Origin of the sequence: Cohnella abietis, from assembly GCF_004295585.1 — a bacterium.
Classification (GTDB): Bacteria; Bacillota; Bacilli; order Paenibacillales; family Paenibacillaceae; genus Cohnella; species Cohnella abietis.
This window is the reverse complement of sequence record NZ_AP019400.1, coordinates 666,221-681,831: the sequence shown is the minus strand read 5'-3', so window position 1 is coordinate 681,831 and position 15,611 is coordinate 666,221. Positions and strand designations below refer to the sequence as shown.

Genomic DNA, 15,611 nt, shown 5'->3' with positions numbered 1-15,611 from the left:
ATTTTACTTTTTCCGTCAAAATTAAGTATATAAACACTAGCGTCCCTTACACGATGACGAATTTACACTTTAACGTGACAAATATTCTGTGAAAGGTTTCGGATTCAGGGTAATCTACAACCCTCTTTTCCGCGCACAAAAAGCCAGCCTCTTGCGACTGGCTTTGAGCTACCTATGATTCACCACTGATGTAAGGACGAATGCTCTTCTCCTGCCGCATGCTGTCGCTGAAGCCGACAATCGGACCATCCTCTTGTCATCCGGCAATGAATGACTCGATTACGGCTTTCTAGAAAGCTTGCCCGCTCCACTCGATATAGATCATAGATCTGCTGCGTCGAATTGATCGACTCATAGATTTGCGGGTTATGATCATTCGCTAATTGAACGTACGGTAGCTTCTCTACCGCCTTTTTTGAACGAATATTGTGCTTGCGAATCTTCAAATATACCGTTTCGACATGATGTTCAAGAAACAACTCAGTAAAGAAAGATTCTTTCGCACGCCTATTGTACCCTTGACCAAAATAAGGGGCTCCTATCCATGTTGCCAAGAATCCCGTTTTATTCACAATATCGTATAACTGAATCGTACCGATCGGATGCCCCGAATCGTTTATAATCGTTCTCGAAATTATTGTCTCCTGCAATTCTTGTTCGATCAGCTGTTTGGTGACGAAAACATATTCTTCGTAGGATTGGCATTTATAACGAACGTAAGGAAAGACGGTAGGATCCACCATTAAGTTATACAGTGAATGACATTCATGCAGATTATGTTTTTTAATTATGTGAACTCCCACCCTACCTCTTATGATTCGAGATTCTCAGACCATCTCAGTATATAAAAGGACTTTAGGGAGTATATAAACTCTATTTATGATTAATGTAAACTTCTCATAGACTCAACCTCATAGCAAAAATTTCTTCATTACTCTGTACTCATAGATACGGGGTCAGCTGGCACAATTTTAAAAGCAAAAAACGTTTAAGTGAAACCCAAATAATTTACGTTGACATATAATTGCGAAGAATCTATGATTTAGTAAACGTTTACTTCATAGTAAAGTAGGTTTTGATATGCTTCCAACTATTAAAGATGTTGCGAAAAAGGCTCAAGTTTCCGTGGCGACGGTTTCCCGAGTTCTTCATAATCTCCCAGGCTACTCCGATATCACGAAACAAAAAGTGTTGAAAGCTATCGAGGACCTAGGATATCAACCTAACGCCATCGCAAGGGGACTGATCAACAAGCGGACCCAGACGATTGGCGTCTTATTTCCTAATGTATCTAGCTACTTTTCTGCTGGTTTGCTGCACGGGATCGAGGAAGTTGCAAATGAAAGAGGCTTCAGCGTCATCGTATGTAATACGGACGGTAAGAGAACAATAAAGTATTTGCAGGTGCTTCGGGAAAAGCAGGTAGATGGCATTGTCTTCGCGAGTGAGGAGCTGAAGGATGAATATTATCAGGCGCTCACAGACATGAGGGTCCCATTCGTCCTAGTTAATAACCAATCTCACAAATACTCGATTCCTTATATTAAAGTGGATGATCGTCAAGCCTCTTATCAAGCGACGCAATATTTGATTCAGAAAGGCCATCGAGAGATTGCCATGCTCGCCGGTACGCAATCTGACCCTATTGCGGGAACTCCCCGGGTAGAAGGATTTCGTCAGGCTCTGTCTGACTATGGCATCGCATTTCATGAATCTCGAATCGCATACGGTGATTTCCTCCTAGAAGGCGGCCGCATCGCGATGAGAAGGCTGCTGGATGAAGCTGCACCTTTCTCTGCTCTATTCGCGGCTGGTGACGAAATGGCGATTGGAGCCATGGGAGTTGCGCTAGAGAGAGGTCTTCGTATTCCTGAAGATCTGTCCATCATTGGATATGATGACCTGGTCATCGCCCAGATGGTGTTTCCTCCTTTGACAACGGTTCATCAGCCCTTGACTGAAATGGGACAGCTGGCTTCGAAGAAGCTGATTACGATGATTGAAAGTTCGGATCCCGTATCGAGCAGCATTGTGATGCATCATATTGTGGAAAGAAACACCGTTAAGGAATTGAATCAATACAAATAGGGCAATTTAATTATATTCTTTAGGGTGGTGAGGCTATTATTACGTAAACGTTTACGCTTAAACATCAATCACTTGGAGGGTTTACGACACATGAGAAAAATAACATCAGTAATACTTGTAAGCATAATCCTTTTGTTAGCACTCAACGCTTGTGGAAACAATACAAACAACAATGCCGCTGGTGACAGCGGGAAGAAAGTCAAATTGGAATTTTTCCAAAATAAAGTGGAAGCGAAAGCTTCCTTTGATAAGCTCGTTAAAAAGTTCAACGATGCCAATCCTAACATTGTCGTCACTCAAGTGAATCCACCAGATGCAGAAACCGTTCTGAAAACCCGCGTATCGAAAAAAGACATTCCCGACATCATAGGAATGGGCGCTACTGATACTTTCTCTCAGCTTTCCAAAGCAGGTTTGTTCATAGATTTCTCTGGAGATCCACTGACTACCAACCTTCAACCCGTATATACCGAGACGCTGAAGAAGCTAACTGGATCGGAACAACTGAATGGTATCCCATACTCTGCCAACGCAAGCGGGATCATATACAACAAACAAATGTTTACTGAACTCGGTCTTACAATCCCTACAACGTGGGATGAACTCATAGCAGTGGCTCAGAAAGTGAAAGATGCCGGCAAAATTCCCTTCTACCTGACGAACAAAGATTCTTGGACATTGCTGGTGCCTTTCAACTCCCTTTCCTCTAACATTGTCGGAATCAATTTTTATGACCAACGCAAGGAAGGAACAATCAAGTTCGATAGTCCTAAATTCCGTGAAGTTGCTGAGAAGCAACTGAAGTTGCTTGATTTCGGTCATAAAGACATGGCAGGAAAGAACTACAATGACGGTAATACTGCTTTCGCTAAAGGCGAATCAGCGATGTATTTGCAAGGCGTATGGGCCATTCCGGAGATCCTGAAGGCTAACCCGGAAATGCAACTGGGCGTCTTCCCGTTCCCTGCAACGAACGAACCGGCTAACAATAAAGTCGTTTCGGGTGTGGACACGCTGTTGACCATTTCCAAGAATACTGGACACCTGGAAGAAGCTAAAAAATTCATCGCGTTCCTTCAACAAGCTGAAAATATCCAAGCCTACATCGATGAGCAAAAAGCATTCTCTGCCGTAAAAGGCGTGAATCAATCTGATGCAACCGTACAGGATTTGAAAGCCGCTTTCGACAGTGGCAATATCGTTGATTTCTCGGATCATTACATTCCAAGTGCAATGAAAGCCGATTCGATCATTCAAAGCTTCTACCAAAAGAAAAACTTGGACGCTTATGTAAAAGAGTTCGACAACGAATGGGATAAAGTTGCAAGTCGTAAATAAGGACTGCGGCTAATATGGAGGAGAAGCGCCTGATGACGCTCTCCTCTTACAAAAGGAGGTTCATTATGACCAAGCGACAAGCCGCGTTCTATAGTATGACCATTCCGGCGCTTCTCTTGTTTTTCCTGCTCCATACTTATCCGGCTATTCAAGGCATTTTTTATTCCTTTACGAACTGGGATGGCTTCAGTGAAGGATACCGATTTGTCGGATTTAACAACTACGCCTCTTTATTTAAAGATAATAACGTTCTCAACTCCTACTTATTTACATTTAAGTACGCCTTGGTCGTCACCATCCTTATTAATGTCTTGAGTTTGTTGATTGCACTCGGCCTCAACTCAAACATTAAATACCGCAACTTATTTAGGGGCATTTACTTTTTACCTAATATTCTCGGAGTTCTCATCATTGGATACATCTTTAATTATTTTTTTTCCAACGTCCTCACTCAACTCGGGGATAAATTAGGTAGCGACGTCCTGTCCGTTAATATTCTAGGTAGCGAAAAATGGGCATGGATCGGTGTTGTTATCGTATCTGTCTGGCAAGGTATCGCATTTAACACAATTTTGTATTTGGCAGGACTTCAAACGATTCCCAAGGATCTCTACGAAGCATCTAATATAGATGGTGCAGGAAAGTGGACAACTTTCTGGAAAATTACATTCCCTATGCTAGCAGGCTTCTTTACGATCAACATGGTATTGGCTTTGAAAAATGGCTTATTTGTATTTGACCAGATCATAGCTCTTACCGGGGGAGGTCCAGGCCGATCGACGCAATCGATTGCCTTGTTGATCTACCAAGGGGGCTTCCAAGGCGGCGAATTCGCTTATCAATCCGCCAATGCCGTCATCTACTTTATCGTAATCATCGCCGTTTCCATTGCCCAGCTTAAATTCCTTCAGAGAAAGGAGATGTGATCGTAATGAACAAAGAAAATTCCACGAACTGGGGCGTCACGTTACTCATTGCTCTTGGTTCCGTGTTAATATTAATTCCGTTATATATGACGATCTCCATCGCTCTCAAGAATCCTGAGGAAATGGCAAATTCGGTCTTCTCATTACCTATTGGACTACATTTCGAGAATTTCGCGAATGCAATCGAAGCGACGAATTTCTTCGGCGCTTTAAAGAACAGTACTATCATCACGGTCGTTGCCGTTGGGATTATTTTGCTTACCAACTCGCTCGTTTCCTACGCGATAGCCCGAAACATGGACAAGTTCAAATTTTATAAGGGGCTTTACTTTTATTTTATCAGTGCGTTATTCATTCCGTTTCAGATCATTATTCTGCCTGTAGTCAAGCTGACGACAACTTTGCAAATGAACAACATCCCTGGATTAATCATCCTATACATTGTTTACGGACTCGCATTCAATATATTCGTTTATGTCGGGTACATCCGCTCTATTCCAATTGAACTGGAAGAAGCGGCTACAGTAGATGGTGCCAGCACCTATGGCACATTCTGGCGCGTGATTTTCCCGCTACTTGCACCGATTAACGCAACAATAGCCATACTGAGCTGTCTGTCCATATGGAATGATTTCTTACTACCGCTAATCATTTTGGGTAAACCGGAATCCTATACGCTTCCGTTAGTTCAGTATGTTTTCCAAGGACAGTTCAGCACCGACTTCAACCTAGCCTTCGCTTCCTACTTGCTTGCGCTGGCACCGATGGTTATCGTGTATTTGTTCGTTCAAAAGTGGATTATTAATGGGATTACCCAAGGCGCCGTGAAGTAAGTTCTTCCCGGTGACCATAGAGAGACACACAGGATAGGAGATTTTCTATGAATCGAACATGGTGGAAAGAAAGCGTCGTGTATCAAATTTACCCTCGCAGCTTCCAAGACAGTAATGGAGATGGAATCGGTGATATTCCCGGTATTATTTCTCGACTGGACTATTTACAACAATTAGGCGTGGACGTCATCTGGCTTAGTCCGGTATATGAATCCCCTAACGATGACAATGGATACGATATCAGTCATTATCAGAAAATTATGGATGACTTTGGTACCCTTGCGGATTGGGAGATGCTACTAGACGGCTTGCACCAGCGGAAAATGCGATTAATCATGGACTTGGTCGTTAATCATAGCTCCGATGAACATGCTTGGTTTGTTGAATCCCGTAAATCCAAAGACAATCCGTATCGTGACTTCTATATATGGCGGGATGGGAAAGACAATAAGGAGCCGAACAACTGGTCTTCAATCTTCAGCGGGTCATCATGGCAATTGGATGAAGAGACTGATCAGTATTATTTGCATTTGTTCTCTAAAAAGCAGCCTGACTTGAACTGGGAGCATGAACCGCTTCGCCACAAGGTGTATGACATGATGACTTGGTGGCTGGATAAAGGCGTCGACGGCTTCCGAATGGACGTCATCAATCTCATCAGCAAGGTGGAAGGACTGCCGGATGCGGCTGGCGATCTGAAATATAACTCCGGCGGAGAGTATTTCATGAATGGCCCTCGCATTCATGAATACTTGCAGGAAATGAACCAAGAGGTACTCTCCAAATACGACATTATGACTGTGGGAGAAACGCCTGGCGTCAGCCCGGAAGAAGCAGCCCTTTACGTGGGAGAAGACCGCAAAGAATTGAACATGGTGTTTCAATTCGAGCTCATGGACATTGATGCAGGTCCCGGTGGGAAGTGGAATGTCACCCCATGGACGCTTAAGGAATTCAAGCGCATTATGAGCAAATGGCAAACCGAGCTATACGGTAAAGGCTGGAATAGTCTATATTTAAATAACCATGACCAACCCCGAATGGTTTCTCGATTCGGAAACGATAAGAAGTACCGCAAGGAATCGGCTAAAATGCTGGCGACTCTTCTGCACACCCTGCAAGGAACGCCTTATATCTATCAAGGTGAGGAGCTGGGGATGACGAACGTCAAGTTCGACTCCATCGACGACTACCAAGATATTGAAACGTTAAATATGTTCAAGGAATATCGGGAAATGGGATTCTCCGAAGCGGACATTATGAAGTCGATTCATAGCAAAGGCCGAGACAACGCTCGGACTCCGATGCAATGGGATGCTACTACTCATGGTGGCTTTACGACCGGAACGCCTTGGTTGACCGTTAATCCTAATTATTCGGACATTAACGCGGAAGAAGCCGTGAACGATTCTGAATCGATCTATCACTACTATCGTAGCTTGATCGCTCTTCGCAAACAGTATGATGTCATCGTTTATGGCGAATATAAACTGCTCTTGCAAGAGAATGAACGGATTTACTCTTACACCCGAACACTCGGGGATGAGCGATTACTTGTTGTCCTAAACTTCTTCGAAGAACCGGTTCAGTTCGAACTTCCGGAGACGGTGATGTATGGCTCATTCGAACGCCTAATTGGGAACTATGACGCACCTGAAGCTGTCGAACCGCACTCGTTGCAGCTTCGTCCTTATGAAGCTATCGTGTATAAACTAAACAATACTTCCAACTAACGGAGGGAACAGCATCTTGAAAAAGGTTTGGTGGAAAGAAGCCGTTGCATATCAAATCTATCCGCTAAGCTTCATGGATAGCAATGGGGATGGAATCGGAGACCTGTCAGGAATTACGACCAAGCTCGACTATCTTAAGGATCTAGGAATTGATGTCATCTGGATTTGTCCGGTCTACAAGTCACCGAATGATGATAACGGCTACGACATCTCGGATTACCAGGATATATTGGAACAATTCGGAACGATGCAGGATTTCGATCACTTGCTGCATGAGGTTCATGCGCGCGGGATGAAGCTGATCATGGATCTCGTGATCAACCATACATCGGATGAACATCCTTGGTTCATTGAATCCCGCAAGGACAAGACGAACGATAAGCGGGATTATTATATTTGGAGTGATTCGAAGCACGGTGCCGAGCCGAACAACTGGGAGAGCATCTTTGGCGGACCTGCATGGGAATATGACGAGGCCACTGACCAATATTATATGCACGTCTTCTCCCGCAAACAGCCGGATCTTAACTGGGAGAACCCCAAGGTCCGCCTTGAACTGTATAACACCGTAAACTGGTGGTTAGACAAAGGCATTGACGGGTTCCGAGTCGACGCTATTTCTCATATTAAGAAAGTGGCTGGGTTTCCGGACCTTCCTAACCCCAAGGGCCTCCCTTACGTTCCGTCCTTCGAAGGTCATATGAATCGGGAAGGAATCCACGAGTTCTTGGACGAACTCAAACAGGAAACCTTCGCTAAATACGATATTATGACGGTCGGGGAAGCCAACGGCGTCAGCGTGAAGAACCTCGAGGATGCTGAATTGTGGGTGGGCTCGGACAAAGGTAAATTCAATATGGTGTTCCAGTTTGAACACTTAAAGCTGTGGAATCAAGCGAGTGATGGCAACCTTAATCTTCTCGAGTTAAAGAAAACATTTTCAAGCTGGCAAAAGGGCTTGGAGGGCTTTGGCTGGAACGCATTATTCCTGGAAAACCATGACCTGCCACGTTCTGTATCCACATGGGGGAATGACCAAGAACACCGCGTCCGATCTGCCAAAGCGTTAGCCACCTTGTATTTCCTCATGCAGGGAACGCCTTTCCTCTATCAAGGACAGGAAATCGGCATGACGAACGTCCAATTCGATTCCATCGAAGATTATAACGACGTTGCCATCAAGAACTTGTACCGAATCGAGACGGCCAACGGAACGAGCCATGAAGAGATCATGAGTCGGATCTGGAAGACAGGAAGGGACAACTCCCGTACGCCTATGCAGTGGAGCGACAGGCAGAACGCCGGCTTTACGACGGGCACGCCTTGGATGAAAGTCAATCCGAATTACAAAGAAATAAATGTGGAACTAGAACAGAAGAATCCCGATTCGATCTACCATTACTACAAGCAATTGATTCAACTTCGCAAATCATACCCCGCTGCGGTGTATGGAACGTATGATTTGGTTGCTGAAGATCATCCGTACATCTACGCGTATTCCAGAACGTTGAATAACAAGAAATTGGTTATGATTATTAACCTCTTCGCAGTCGATTGCGAATGGATATGGCCAGAAGACTTGTTGGAGCCATCCGGTAAGTTGTTGCTTTCCAACTACCAAGTGATGGATACAGAATCCGTTCCGCGTGAAATTACCTTCAGACCATATGAATCGAGAGTTTATTACATGACCTCGGAACGTTAAAATGCTCCCCTTTAAGCTACCACTCAGAATCGAGTGAGCTTGAAGGGGGTTTTTTATAGTTTAAAGGTGTTTTCCCTCCGGTAATCGGGAACGTAGCAAAACTTTGGGAGCTAGATGAAATGGCAGATGGTGTGGAGGACTAGGAGCAATTATTACTTTTAAAAAGCAAAAGGTACCCTCAAAGTAATTTCTTCATTCACTCTGAGGGTAACCTTTATTTAAGTCCTATATGTTCTGGTCACCTGATCGATCCCTGCCACGTCACGGTTCCGCTTGACCTCTCTGAAAGCTTCCTCCAGGTTTGGTTTTGCCCAGACTTTGTCCATTAGGCTGTACCACTTTCGTTCTGCCTGATTCTTGGTAACCGCTATCCTAAGGAATACGGGATGTCGAGCTCCTCATTGCTAATTCACCGTAATGACTAATGGATCACTAGCTTCTTTTTTAGCTTCTTTCGCTACTATTTTTAACTTCTGGCCTGCAACCAAATGAATCGAAGAAACATTGATCGAGAACGAACCATCTGTACCAACAAGGCTAGTTTCAATTGCATTGCCATTATCATTGACTAACATAATTATTGTTAGTATCTGGTCAACAAGTCTCGGACCATTGTAAGTCCCGTTTATATTTTTGGTTTCGGCGCTAACATTTCCGGAAATAGAGGGTAAATTACTTTTAGGCGCTGATTGAATCGTAATGTATACCGGATCGCTAGGCAGCTTTCCTGCCTCATCGGCAATCACATAAATTCGATCCCCGCCTCGCAGAACAGTAAACACTAAACCAATCTTCCAGTTGCCTGAATTCTTGTCAGCATAGATCCCCGTACTAATCTGCGTGCCATCTTCACGATAGGCGCTTACTAACGCACTCCGTGCCGCCTTACCTTCTAATCCACTTGTATAGCCGTAAACCAGATCCGTAACAACAGGTGGACTGGTCTTCTCTACTGGCATTACAGTCGTGAGCACGAGCGCTTCGCTCATTACTTTACCTTCCGCATCAGCTCTGAGCAGCAGCGTTTCTCCAGGCGCCAATGGGGGGAATGATGGCATCACAAAGCTAAAATCACCTTTATCATTAGCTCTGATGCTATGAATGAGCGTGCCGTCTCCATAATAGAAGTAAACTTTAGCATATGGCTCCGTAACACCGGGTAGTACATAGTTCGCATCCGCATATACCGGCGCTGTAACGGAAGGAACAGGCGTTGGTTCAGTCGGAACAATAGTAGTGAATAGGAAAGGCTGGCTTTCTTTCAAGCCCGACGCCTTGGCTGTCAGTTGATATTGGGTTTCGGGATCCAAATTCAAATTGTGAATATAGGTTGTCCCGCCAGCACTTGAGTAAGGCTGACTAATTACGTTTCCGTTCATATCTTTCAGATATAACAATATGTTAGGAAGCGGATAATCAACTTGGATCGAAGTGTAATCGGCATAAATATCCCCGACTACTGTCGGTGTTGCTGTCGTTGGCCTTAATGCAACCGTCACTTGTGTAGACCCGCTTACAATCTTCTCATAACCTTTGGCCGTAATCGACAACACTTCTCCGACAACTAGTGGCGAAGTCAATTTTAGATTAAATCTACCCCCACCGTACTCCGAGTTTGCTGCACCTTCACCGATCACCGTCCCGTTTGACCGTTTCACAACGATGATGGCTTCTCCTTCGGCTGTGCCAGCAATGTAGTTATCGTCATCGTAGACAACTTCGGCTACACTTGGAGGCAATGTCTGTACGACAGGCGCGAGCACAGTAACATATGTCGGTTCGCTAATTCTCTTCCCGTTTGCCTGCGCATATACCTTAATTTTCTCGCCGACGTCTAATTGCCCACTTTTAGGCAAATATATCTCTACCGTATTTCCAAGAGCATTATGATTTGAGCCGATCACTGTTCCATCCAGCTTGGTAATCTTAATCTCGTTAGACCAATCCGTAACTTGGACTCGAATAGTCCTGGTATCGTCATAGACGTTTTTAGTCACGACAGGCGACTTGGTCTGCGGCCTTTCCACAACCAGAACTGCGATTCTCCCGCTTGTCCATCCGCTATCAGCATATAACGTAACATATAGAACATCATTTCCGTGCAAGATCAAATCAGGATTATAATCAAACAGATTAAAGCTGAAGAACGTATTAAACTTACTGTCAGGCGTGTGAAGCACCGTTCCATCGCTCAACTCTACTTTGACCGAATAATTCTCTTTCAGATAAAAGACACGGCCGCTTGTATAACCGATATCGGTATAAATCGGCCCTTCCACAGAAGGCTGAGGTGCCTCTTCCTTAATTACTAAATCCGGCAGTGTTAACGTCTGCCCCGCTTTTACCGTGAATTCGTCCGAATAATATCTTGTTAATCCTAAATAAACATTTGCTGTATAAGTGCCCGGATCAATATTAGAGATACTAAAAGCGCCACTGTGATTTGTAACACCCGTATAGGATTTGGATGTCTCATTTACATTATTTAAAAAGATTGTTTGATTATAGATCGGAATCTTGTTGGGTTTATCATACCCCCAATAAAATAACGTTCCTTTTACAGTAGCGCTTGTGCCGCCTGAGGATCCTCCCCCTCCAGGAGTACTGCCCTCAGGACTGCCTCCTCCAGGGATACCGCCTCCGGGAAAGCCGCCTCCGGGAAAGCCGCCAAAAGGGATTGATGTAGTGGAATTACTTTTCGGAAGAACGGAATCTTCCGCTTCTTTTGACAGAGTGACTGAACCGATTTGTCCTTCTCCACTGACAGTTGTCTTGCTCTGCAAATCAAGTTCATCAACTTTTACACCTTTATCCAAAACAATGCTTGCAATCGTCAATTTGCCTTGAATGGCTAAAATTTTTATAGCTCCAGAACGAACCTTAATCTCTTTCAAGTCCGTCATCAAGTTAACCTTATTGAAATTTCCTGAGAGAATGAGATCTCTCTGCTTTAATTTCTGGATATTTGAGAGCACCGTAACATCGCCAAAACCTTCTCCCGTTAAACCGGTCGCTTCTTCCAAGCTTGCACTTGAAAGTACTTGAGTATCCCCAATGACGGTCGTTCCTTCCGCAACGATACGCACCGGATTTTCTAGTCGATTGACCAGCAGCTTTCCCATCTTGCTATTTATTAAATGGACACTTTCCATGCCGCCGCCTTCAACACGAGTAGTGCCATCTACTTGAACCTGGTCCAAATAAACATTGCCCTCGCCCACTTCCTTGCTTATAACCAAATCACCAAATATATGCATGTTCCGGAGTGTAACGTCTCGGGATTGAATGGTCACATTAGTTGCTACCGCCTTCTTGGCAGCTTCTCCATATACACCCGGTTTATCATACGTTATCATAACTGCGGCCAATGCTTTCTTAATGGATACCACCATTTCGGCACGAGTCATTTGACGCGTTGGTTGAAAAGTTCCATCCGCATATTGATCCATGATTCCACTATGTACGATTTGACTGATTGAACTGATGCTCCAGTCAGGAATCAAATTCGAATCTTTGAAAGGAATAGTCGATGCCGAAACAGCTTGACTCAATTTCAAAATTTTCGATAGAATTACAGCTGTTTCTTGACGGGTAATTTGTTGATTAGAGCGAAAGGTATTGTCACTAAACCCATTGATATAGCCCTGTTTAATCGCCTTTTGTACTTCTAGGTGCACCCAATCCGTCTTTTTTACATCCTTGAATCCTATTGAACCTTTCTCTGAATACTTGAACGCTCTGTTTACAAGTGCTACGAATTCCCCTCTTGTCACCACTTTATCAGGCCGAAAGGTCTGATCAGGATAACCTGAGACGATGCCTTGTTCGACCCACTCCCGAATATCCGCTTCAGCCCAGTGCCCTTGAATATCTTCGAGCTGGTTTGTTTGACCGTGCACGAGTCCGTAAGGAATGAAAAATACTATGGCCATCAACATACAAATCAAATTTTTGCCCCAATGATTGCGCATGAAACCCTCTACCTCCAAAGGAAATTTATCGACAGATGATAATCTGGAAACTATATCTATTATTACTATCAGAATGATTAGCTTATGACCACTTATAATAGCAAAAATACCCAAAATTGTATAGTGGAAATCCAATTAAAATCAGTTCACATGCGATTGTGGATTTACATAGTGGAGCCGAATCGTGGCCAGTTATATCCACAACCCGCCTGCTGATGGTCACCCTAGAGGCTCCCTCTGTCGCCATTGAAGGTAATGCTGTGCTGATATATACTAAAATCAAAAATAAAGAACGGAGAATCATCATGAAGTGGAACGAAGTGCAAAATCTTTACCCAAACGAATGGGTAGTTATCGAAGCTATTCAGGCACACTCTGATGAAGGGCTCCGTCTCGTAGACGAAATGGCAATTGTGCAAAAGTTCGACGACTCTTTTGAAGCGATGAAGCAATGTAATGAATTGCAAAGAGAACGTCCAGCCAATGAATTTTACTTTTTTCATACTTCTAGACCAAGGGTAGAAATTCGTGAACGGAGATGTTACGCAATATCGGGTTACCTCCAGAACCAACTGATTCAACCTGCGCCATTAGAGGAATTGGTGGCTCTGAGATCGTTTTCTTCAAAACTGTGAATTTCTTGAAGATTGAAGAAATTCAGTTAGATCATTTTGAGATTGAAGTTGGAGAAATGAATTATGGATTTGAAATCAATGGTATCTTAGGTTTTGATTTTATGCGAATTGAGGGCGTCATTATCGATACTGAAATGCTAGAGATTCATAAAAAGTAAATAGAATGTATAAGATTAACCCCGATCTCCTGCTATCGGGGTTTTACTTTGTTGCAAGAGCCTCTCAGCTCCCCAAACGAAACGCGACTACTTTGTGTCGGTTTCTTGTGTCGCGATTCTTTTATTCGGCTCAGGGGTATCCCATTCATGATTTAAGTTGCTGACGAAGAGGACTCGCGGATGACGTTCTTATCTGTAGAATGAGATGCCGTGCTCGTCCGCTTTGCTCCCTGTGCGAGGAACGATATCCATTGTCCTCCTTCGGATACAGGGTAATCGACAAACCCTTGCTTCACGTAAAAAAGCCAGCCTCTTGCGGCTGGCTTTTTTGCGTGAAGGCGAACCCTGTCTGTGCAAAACCACAATTCGCGGAGTGTGATGATTGGGAGCCTTTATTCACACTTATGCTCTAGTTGCCGTTAGATGAAAATAAACGTCCTTAACGCTTAGGTTGTATGAAATTCCGTTTTGGATAACCTTTAAATTAATCGGGTTGCTCGACTTTTTGTTAGGAAGATCTTTTATTCAATTCTGGATTTTTGTAGTGTCAGTTTGAATACCATTTGGATCAAGCATATACATTTCCCCGTAGATACAAGGATGTGTCCCATTCTTACTTTTAAGGTTGCACCGCTTCTTCTGCTTCTTGTATTTCCTTTTACGTCGGAAACTCTATCTTCTGCCTCACCGAAATACTTTTCAAGCTTTTATCAGTGTTGATTGTCCAAGTGAGGTTACCGTTGTAGAGATTCGCAACTAGCGTATCTGTACCATTAACTTTTTTGATTTGATATTTATCAATCGTAGGCGATATATGTAGGTACATACATAGAAATCTTTCTCACAGACCCGTTCTGTCTCTGGCACTCCATGTACTCAGCAAAAGAATAAACCTTCTTGCCTCATCCACTTACTTATTCCTTAAAGCACTCGATAAAACACCTTCCCATCCTCGCAAATGGCCATGTCTGCGCATTGAATCGGTTCTATTGTAATTCTATCTACAAATGCAGGAGTAAAATATGGATTGTAGTAAGCTTGCCGCACATCGCCATCGTCAATTGAAATATTCTGTAGCTCAGCATACTCGCCTTTTACATACGCGTGAACGTTCTTCTTGTTTTCCCGTAGTACCCGCTCTCTACCAGACAGCGACACGAGAAAACGGACATTACAAATGACAATTCGATCTGTATAGCCGATCACTTTTCGAGTGTTAGCATTCCGAATCGAAAAACACCTCTTATACAGATGATAGGCTATTAATATAGTTTGTCCCTCTTCTAAAGCTAGAATTTCCGTGTTTCTCCGCATACTCTTCATCCATTCTCTCAGTAATACTATTTAGTATGCGAAGAGTATGCGGTTTTAAGACTAGGAGTACCAAATATTTACGTGTAATGCGCTTGTTATACAGTACAAACACAAGGAACAGTATCATCCTGAACGTTCAAGTATCGCTCAAGTCCCTCTTTCTCCAGTACTTCCCGATACTCGCGAAGCGTATATGGGCCGCCATTACGCTTCAGGATGGAGACATCTTTATCGAAATGACTACGAAACTGCTCCTCCATCTCCTCTTGCTCCCGATAAACGTTCGGCCATGTCCGGTAAAGCTGTGCATAATGTTGAAACCCCCCTCTCACGCATCTGCCGCCGCAGTTTGCGTGAGAGAATCCCAATTCGTACATAACGGGGAGCTGTATTCCCCACTTTTCCTGAATAATTTGCTTCACATCAACTTCTTCCCGAAATGTTGAAATGAGTGGAAACCTTGTTTCGACCGGCTCAAGCGGCACATGGTCATAGAAATCTTTCAAATTTTCTGCCCGGTGCTGTTCATGGCGACCGATACCAAAGTAGAGTATAGGCTCCAAGCCATGCTCCGTTCTCAATTCTTCGAGAAAAATGATAGTCTGCCTCACCTTCAACTCTTCGGAACATTTGGCCAGACGCGAGTTGCCCATAAATCTATAATCGTAAAAAACCTGTTCAGGTGTTCTACCATCCGTACGGTAAGTAATTTCCATGCCCAAATAGTCTGCAACTTCTTCCATGAATCGATAGTTGTCTTCATGCTCCCACAGAGTATTGGTAAAGAAGAGAATACTGTTCTCTCTTCCATAGGTCTGTACCATATGATAGGCCACATAAGCAGAAGAAGCGCCTCCGCTGTACATGGCTATATGTACGGGTTTCCGTGACATTGCCGTTCACTCCTCTC

14 protein-coding genes are annotated in these 15,611 nt (G+C 43.8%); 8 read left to right on the top strand and 6 right to left on the bottom strand.

Translation table 11 applies throughout. The annotated features are described in order from the left end of the window. Positions 1-179 precede the first annotated feature (179 nt). Positions 180-791, bottom strand: coding sequence for a GNAT family N-acetyltransferase (locus KCTCHS21_RS02870; protein ID WP_130616318.1), 612 nt, complete (start codon positions 789-791; stop codon positions 180-182). Between the two features lie 289 nt (positions 792-1,080). Here KCTCHS21_RS02870 and KCTCHS21_RS02865 point away from each other — a divergent pair, with 289 nt between their 5' ends. The 6 genes from KCTCHS21_RS02865 (at position 1,081) to KCTCHS21_RS02840 (ending at position 8,623) form a co-directional block, all read left to right on the top strand. Next, on the top strand, positions 1,081-2,088 hold the full coding sequence (locus KCTCHS21_RS02865) for a LacI family DNA-binding transcriptional regulator (RefSeq protein ID WP_130605031.1): 1,008 nt from the start codon (positions 1,081-1,083) through the stop codon (positions 2,086-2,088). A 90-nt stretch (positions 2,089-2,178) separates the two neighbouring features. Further along, on the top strand, positions 2,179-3,426 hold the full coding sequence (locus KCTCHS21_RS02860) for an ABC transporter substrate-binding protein (RefSeq protein ID WP_130605030.1): 1,248 nt from the start codon (positions 2,179-2,181) through the stop codon (positions 3,424-3,426). A gap of 65 nt (positions 3,427-3,491) precedes the next feature. Further along, positions 3,492-4,352, top strand: coding sequence for a carbohydrate ABC transporter permease (locus KCTCHS21_RS02855; protein WP_130605029.1), 861 nt, complete (start codon positions 3,492-3,494; stop codon positions 4,350-4,352). A gap of 5 nt (positions 4,353-4,357) precedes the next feature. Next, complete coding sequence (locus KCTCHS21_RS02850; RefSeq protein WP_130605028.1) at positions 4,358-5,185, top strand: carbohydrate ABC transporter permease; 828 nt, start codon at positions 4,358-4,360, stop codon at positions 5,183-5,185. Between the two features lie 47 nt (positions 5,186-5,232). Next, entirely contained in the window at positions 5,233-6,918 is a 1,686-nt protein-coding gene (locus tag KCTCHS21_RS02845) for a glycoside hydrolase family 13 protein (RefSeq protein WP_130605027.1), read from the top strand. 16 nt (positions 6,919-6,934) lie between these two features. After that, positions 6,935-8,623: an alpha-glucosidase gene (locus KCTCHS21_RS02840; protein ID WP_130605026.1), complete on the top strand. Its 1,689-nt coding sequence runs from the start codon at positions 6,935-6,937 to the stop codon at positions 8,621-8,623. 404 nt (positions 8,624-9,027) lie between these two features. On the opposite strand, the gene KCTCHS21_RS02835 is transcribed toward KCTCHS21_RS02840, so the two are convergent. Further along, positions 9,028-12,594, bottom strand: a complete 3,567-nt coding sequence (locus KCTCHS21_RS02835) for an S-layer homology domain-containing protein (RefSeq protein WP_130605025.1) — start codon at positions 12,592-12,594, stop codon at positions 9,028-9,030. 305 nt (positions 12,595-12,899) lie between these two features. Between KCTCHS21_RS02835 and KCTCHS21_RS31050 the strand changes: the two genes are divergently transcribed. After that, on the top strand, positions 12,900-13,229 hold the full coding sequence (locus tag KCTCHS21_RS31050) for a hypothetical protein (protein WP_179952617.1): 330 nt from the start codon (positions 12,900-12,902) through the stop codon (positions 13,227-13,229). Between the two features lie 5 nt (positions 13,230-13,234). After that, the gene (locus KCTCHS21_RS32025) at positions 13,235-13,387 is read left to right on the top strand and encodes a hypothetical protein (protein ID WP_331871754.1); all 153 of its coding nucleotides are present in this window, start codon (positions 13,235-13,237) and stop codon (positions 13,385-13,387) included. A 152-nt stretch (positions 13,388-13,539) separates the two neighbouring features. On the opposite strand, the gene KCTCHS21_RS30765 is transcribed toward KCTCHS21_RS32025, so the two are convergent. From KCTCHS21_RS30765 to KCTCHS21_RS02820, 4 genes are all read right to left on the bottom strand, one after another. After that, positions 13,540-13,683 carry a hypothetical protein gene (locus tag KCTCHS21_RS30765; protein WP_157993927.1) on the bottom strand — a complete coding sequence of 48 codons (144 nt, stop codon included), beginning with the start codon at positions 13,681-13,683 and terminating at the stop codon, positions 13,540-13,542. A 362-nt stretch (positions 13,684-14,045) separates the two neighbouring features. Continuing rightward, entirely contained in the window at positions 14,046-14,213 is a 168-nt protein-coding gene (locus KCTCHS21_RS31045; protein ID WP_162309252.1) for a hypothetical protein, read from the bottom strand. Positions 14,214-14,308: 95 nt separating this feature from the next. Then, on the bottom strand, positions 14,309-14,701 hold the full coding sequence (locus KCTCHS21_RS02825; protein WP_130605024.1) for a hypothetical protein: 393 nt from the start codon (positions 14,699-14,701) through the stop codon (positions 14,309-14,311). Between the two features lie 95 nt (positions 14,702-14,796). After that, positions 14,797-15,594, bottom strand: coding sequence for a phosphoadenosine phosphosulfate reductase domain-containing protein (locus KCTCHS21_RS02820; protein ID WP_232058052.1), 798 nt, complete (start codon positions 15,592-15,594; stop codon positions 14,797-14,799). Positions 15,595-15,611 lie beyond the last annotated feature (17 nt).

Excerpts from the sequence above, each read along its gene's own strand:
- KCTCHS21_RS31045 (WP_162309252.1), bottom strand. The coding sequence starts at position 14,213 with ATGTACCTACATATATCGCCTACGATTGATAAATATCAAATCAAAAAA.
- KCTCHS21_RS02860 (WP_130605030.1), top strand. The coding sequence starts at position 2,179 with ATGAGAAAAATAACATCAGTAATACTTGTAAGCATAATCCTTTTGTTA.
- KCTCHS21_RS02825 (WP_130605024.1), bottom strand. The coding sequence starts at position 14,701 with ATGCGGAGAAACACGGAAATTCTAGCTTTAGAAGAGGGACAAACTATA.
- KCTCHS21_RS02835 (WP_130605025.1), bottom strand. The coding sequence starts at position 12,594 with ATGCGCAATCATTGGGGCAAAAATTTGATTTGTATGTTGATGGCCATA.
- KCTCHS21_RS02850 (WP_130605028.1), top strand. The coding sequence starts at position 4,358 with ATGAACAAAGAAAATTCCACGAACTGGGGCGTCACGTTACTCATTGCT.
- KCTCHS21_RS02820 (WP_232058052.1), bottom strand. The coding sequence starts at position 15,594 with ATGTCACGGAAACCCGTACATATAGCCATGTACAGCGGAGGCGCTTCT.
- KCTCHS21_RS02855 (WP_130605029.1), top strand. The coding sequence starts at position 3,492 with ATGACCAAGCGACAAGCCGCGTTCTATAGTATGACCATTCCGGCGCTT.
- KCTCHS21_RS02865 (WP_130605031.1), top strand. The coding sequence starts at position 1,081 with ATGCTTCCAACTATTAAAGATGTTGCGAAAAAGGCTCAAGTTTCCGTG.
- KCTCHS21_RS02845 (WP_130605027.1), top strand. The coding sequence starts at position 5,233 with ATGAATCGAACATGGTGGAAAGAAAGCGTCGTGTATCAAATTTACCCT.
- KCTCHS21_RS31050 (WP_179952617.1), top strand. The coding sequence starts at position 12,900 with ATGAAGTGGAACGAAGTGCAAAATCTTTACCCAAACGAATGGGTAGTT.